At 64.1% G+C, this 4,406-nt stretch carries 4 protein-coding genes; 3 read left to right on the plus strand and 1 reads right to left on the minus strand.

All coding sequences use genetic code 11. The features are described from left to right. Nucleotides 1-871, minus strand: an 871-nt coding sequence (locus H0W65_RS11245; RefSeq protein ID WP_294007660.1) for a hypothetical protein, incomplete at its 3' end; no start/stop codon positions are given. A 46-nt stretch (nucleotides 872-917) separates the two neighbouring features. On the opposite strand from H0W65_RS11245, the gene truB reads away from it, so the two are divergent. From truB to pnp, 3 genes are all read left to right on the plus strand, one after another. Continuing rightward, a complete protein-coding gene (truB, locus tag H0W65_RS11250; RefSeq protein WP_294007662.1) occupies nucleotides 918-1,805 on the plus strand; it encodes a tRNA pseudouridine(55) synthase TruB in 888 nt (295 codons plus the stop codon). Between the two features lie 17 nt (nucleotides 1,806-1,822). Further along, on the plus strand, nucleotides 1,823-2,092 hold the full coding sequence (rpsO, locus tag H0W65_RS11255) for a 30S ribosomal protein S15 (protein WP_294007665.1): 270 nt from the start codon (nucleotides 1,823-1,825) through the stop codon (nucleotides 2,090-2,092). Nucleotides 2,093-2,288: 196 nt separating this feature from the next. Then, nucleotides 2,289-4,406, plus strand: a 2,118-nt coding sequence (gene pnp / locus H0W65_RS11260) for a polyribonucleotide nucleotidyltransferase (protein WP_294007663.1), incomplete at its 3' end; no start/stop codon positions are given.

Below are 4,406 nucleotides of genomic sequence, written 5' to 3' on the forward strand. Positions count from 1 at the left end.
GCACCGCCAAAATGATAGCGGCGGCGCCCGTCCCTAAGGCGAAGATCAGGAAGCCGGCGAAGCGGTGCGGCAGATAAGGTTCGATGCGGTTAGTCCAGTTCAGCCCGCGGCTGGTGCGCGCGGCGAAATTGCCGATCGGCCCGAACACCGCCAGCGCGACCTTGGTCAGCCGGTAGGTCAGCAGGCGCCGGCCGCCGATGGCGCTGTTGCGCGCCACCTCGGCGAATTCGAGGGGTTGGTCCATCGGATGGGTCGGGACATGCGCCGGCTTGGGCCACCAGCGAATGATAACCAGCGCGATCCATTCGCGCGCGCCGAATGCCAGGCCGATGCCAATCGCGCCCAGCCCGGCCGCCCATCCCGCCGCGATGGCGAACAGGCCTCCGCCTGCGAGCGCCAGGCGGAAATAGGGGGAATCGGTGCGAATGTCCGAATAGCGCAGCGCGCGGGCCGGCAGTCCGATCGCGATCAACGGCAGAAATACGGCGACGTCGCGCTGCCCGATCGATTGGAGGGCCGCGTAGAGCAGGGCAACAATCACCAAGCCTAGCAACAGTGAGACGATCTGCAGGGTGAAAGCGAAATTCCGCGCTTGCCGCCGAATGTCGCGCGGTGCGCCGACCCGTGCCTTGAGCGAGCTTGCGGTCGACAGCCTGACCAGCAAGGGCACCGCGCGCATCGCCACCGTCGCGGCAAACAGTCGAGCCGTATCGGCATGACCGATGGCAAGCACGATTATCGCCCATAAGGCGATGGTCATCGCTTGCGGAACATATTCACGGAACGTCAGCCGCGCCACCTGCCGGCGGCTCGGCACGCTCCGCCCCGGCTTGGACAATTTTTCCAGGGCGCGCTTCAAGGGTCCGGACACGGCCGGCTTATGGTCAATGCACCCCGCCTTGTCTATCGCGCGGCCCATGACGCTTCATGGCTGGATCATCCTCGACAAGCCGATCGGACTCGGCTCGACCCAGGCGGTCGGCGCGGTCAAGCGCGCGCTGCGCGAGGCAGGCGAGCCCAAGACCAAGGTCGGGCATGGCGGGACGCTCGACCCGTTGGCCTCCGGCGTGCTCCCGATCGCGCTCGGCGAAGCGACCAAGCTTGCCGGACGAATGCTCGACGCCACCAAGGCCTACGAGTTCACGGTGTCGTTAGGCGAGCAGACCGATACGCTCGACCTGGAAGGTCAGGTCATTGCGACCAGCGATGTCCGGCCGACGCTCGCCGAGATGGAGGCGGTCCTGCCGCGCTTCACCGGCCCGATCGAGCAGGTGCCGCCGGCCTATTCGGCCCTCAAGGTCGATGGCGAGAGGGCCTACGATTTGGCGCGAAAGGGCGAGGTGGTCGAGTTAGCGAGCCGAGCGATCACTGTTCACTCCCTTGTTCTCGTTGACTACGTCGGTGACATCGCGACCTTCTCCGCTGCGGTCTCGAAGGGCACCTACATCCGCTCGCTCGCGCGCGACATTGCGCTGGCATTGAACACGGTCGGCCACGTGTCCCTGTTAAGGAGAACGCGCGCCGGCCCGTTTGGGCTGGAACAGGCGATTTTGCTGGACTTTCTGCATGATGCCGTTAAGGCGCGCGCACTGACGAGGGTGGTTCTCCCGCTCGACGCGGGGCTGGACGACATCCCGGCCCTCCCCGTCACTCCCGAAGAAGCGCAGCTGCTCCGTCAAGGACAACGGCTTGTCGGGAACCCCGCGGCGCCGGGCCTCTACCTTGCGAAGGACGAACATCGTCCAGTCGCGCTGGTCGAGATTTCGGCCGGCGACGTCAAGGTCGTGCGCGGGTTCAACATTTAAGAAACAAGGAGTGCATGATGTCGATTACCGCTGACGACAAGCAGAAGCTGATCAAGGAACATGGCCGCGACGAGGGTGACACTGGTTCGCCCGAAGTGCAGGTCGCTATCCTGACCAGCCGAATCAACACGCTGACCGCCCATTTCAAGGCCCACGCCAAGGATAATCACTCGCGCCGTGGCCTGCTTATGATGGTCAACAAGCGCCGTTCGCTACTCGATTATCTGAAGCGCGAAGATACCACGCGCTACAGCGATCTGATCGGCAAGCTAGGCCTTCGCAAATAATCCAAGGGCACCTTCGCGGCGCCCGTTCACTTTTTTGGGGCTCCCCGCATTCCGGCGGTTGGGCCCCTGGGGCCATATCGGGCCCCGCACCGCTCGCAGACCGGTTTTGTCTGCGAGGGGTCCGACGAAAATAGTACTTTCGTGGGGTCTCACTAGACGCCCCGCCGGCATCCGGCCCGCGGGAAAAGGAAAAAATATGTTCGATATCAAAACCGTAGAAATCGACCTCGGCGGCAAGACGCTGAAGCTCGAAACCGGTCGCGTTGCGCGCCAGGCCAATGGCTCGGTCCTCGCGACCATCGGCGAAACCGTCGTCTTGTGCGCCGTAACTGCCGCCAAGAGCGTCAAGCCGGGACAGGACTTCTTCCCCCTGACCGTCCATTACCAGGAAAAATTCTCCGCCGCTGGGCGCATTCCGGGTGGCTTCTTCAAGCGCGAGCGCGGCGCGACCGAAAAGGAAACGCTGACCAGCCGCCTGATCGACCGTCCGATCCGCCCGCTATTCCCGGAAGGCTTCTACAATGAAGTCCTCGTGATCGCGCAGGTCCTGTCTTACGACGGTGAGAATGAGCCCGACATCGTCGCGATGTGCGCCGCGTCGGCGGCCCTCACCCTGTCCGGCGTGCCGTTCATGGGCCCGATTGGCGGCGCTCGCGTCGGGTATATCGACGGCGAGTATATCCTCAATCCGACCAATACGCAGGTCGCGGAGGGTGAACTCGACCTGGTCGTCGCCGGCACGCTCGACGCTGTTATGATGGTCGAATCCGAAGCCAAGGAACTCAGCGAAGACGTGATGCTCGGCGCGGTGATGTTCGCCCACGCCGCCTCGAAAAAGGTGTGCGAAGGGATCATCAAGCTGGCCGAAAAGGCCGCCAAGGACCCGTGGGAGCTGGCCACCAGCGACGCCAAGAAGGCGGCCAAGGCCAAACTCAAGGATATCGTCGGCAAGGACATCGACGCCGCCTACCGCCTGACCGACAAGTCGGCGCGCTCGGCAGCGCTGACGGTGGTCCGCGACAAGGCCAAGTTAGCCTTCGCCGACGCCGACGCACAGGAGCAGATGAGCGCATCGAAAGCGGTCAAGAGCCTCGAGGCCGACATCGTCCGCACCGCGATCCTCAAGGAAGGCCGCCGCATCGACGGCCGCGACACCAAGACGGTGCGCCCGATCGAATCGATGGTCGGCTTTCTCCCCCGCGCCCATGGTTCGGCGCTGTTCACCCGCGGCGAGACTCAGTCGATCGTCACCACGACGCTGGGCACCAAGGACAGCGAGCAGATGATCGACGGGCTCGAGGGCCTGTCCTACTCGCGCTTCATGCTCCACTATAACTTCCCGCCTTACTCAGTCGGCGAAGTCGGCCGCTTCGGCGCCCCGAGCCGGCGCGAGACCGGCCACGGCAAGCTCGCCTGGCGCGCGCTGCACCCAGTGCTGCCGTCGAACGAGGAATTCCCCTACACGATCCGCGTATTGTCGGACATCACCGAGAGCAATGGCTCCTCGTCGATGGCGACGGTTTGCGGCGGCAGCCTGGCGATGATGGACGCGGGCGTTCCGCTCAAGCGCCCAGTCGCGGGCATCGCGATGGGCCTGATCCTGGAGGGCAAGGACTTTGCCGTCCTGTCGGACATTCTTGGTGACGAAGATCACCTCGGCGACATGGACTTCAAGGTCGCCGGGACCGAAGCGGGCATCACCAGCCTTCAGATGGATATCAAGGTTGCCGGCATCACCGAGGAGATTATGAAGGTCGCACTCGCCCAGGCGAAGGACGGCCGCGAACATATTCTCGGTGAAATGGCCAAGGCACTCGACCATACGCGGACCGAATTGTCGGCGCACGCACCGCGGATCGAGACGATGTCGGTGCCCAAGGACAAGATCCGCGAGATCATCGGCACCGGCGGCAAGGTCATTCGCGAAATCGTCGCGACTACCGGCGCCAAGGTCGACATCGACGACGAGGGCGTGATCAAGATCTCGTCGTCCGACGTCGCCCAGATCGAGGCCGCTCGCCAGTGGATCCACGGCATCGTCGCCGAGCCCGAGCCCGGCACGATCTACACCGGCAAGGTCGCCAACATCGTCGATTTCGGCGCGTTCGTGACCTTCATGCCCGGCAAGGACGGGCTGGTTCATGTCTCTGAAATTCGCAACGAACGGGTCGAGAATGTCCGCGACGTGCTGAGCGAGGGCCAGGAGGTCAAGGTCAAGCTGCTCGAAGTCGACCAGCGCGGCAAGGTTCGCCTGTCGATGCGCGTCGTCGACCAGGAAACCGGCGCCGAGCTAGAAGACACGAGGCCCCCGCGC

It is taken from the genome of Sphingomonas sp. (genome assembly GCF_013816785.1).
Taxonomy (GTDB): Bacteria; Pseudomonadota; Alphaproteobacteria; order Sphingomonadales; family Sphingomonadaceae; genus Sphingomicrobium.